Below are 398 nucleotides of genomic sequence, written 5' to 3' on the forward strand. Positions count from 1 at the left end.
CTTTGCGTTGAACGCTTTTGCTCGTCTGGCCCGTTACGGCGCAAACAACCGAAGCACGAAGCCGTCGTGGTCGCTCACGCGGATCGGTGCGCGTGGGGTGTCTTCGTAGCCGTCGCCGAAGCCTTCGAGGAACGGGCTTTCGTCGTATTCAGCCGGGGCGTCGTTGTTGCCGCGGGAGAAGGTGAAGCTGCTTAACACCGACTGCGCGGCGGTTGACAGCAGTGCGTGGTCGATGGCTTGCGCGTCCCCGTTGAACGAGTAGCTGTACTGCTCGTCCGCGGGCAGTTGGTCCACCGCGATCTGCAGCGGCGGGTTGGTAACCGGCGTGGCCGGTGCCATCAGCTGTGCCGGTCGCACCGGTGTGACGCCGGCGATGATGCCGATGGTGTCGACGTGGC

The 398-nt window shown here is 64.8% G+C and carries 1 protein-coding gene; it reads right to left on the reverse strand.

The genetic code is table 11. The features are described from left to right. Positions 1–33 precede the first annotated feature (33 nt). The coding region (locus tag I6F37_RS43450; protein WP_225154903.1) for a hypothetical protein at positions 34–398 on the reverse strand (365 nt) is incomplete at its 5' end.

This window comes from Bradyrhizobium sp. NBAIM08 (assembly GCF_020193935.1).
In the GTDB taxonomy this organism is placed as follows: domain Bacteria; phylum Pseudomonadota; class Alphaproteobacteria; order Rhizobiales; family Xanthobacteraceae; genus Bradyrhizobium; species Bradyrhizobium yuanmingense.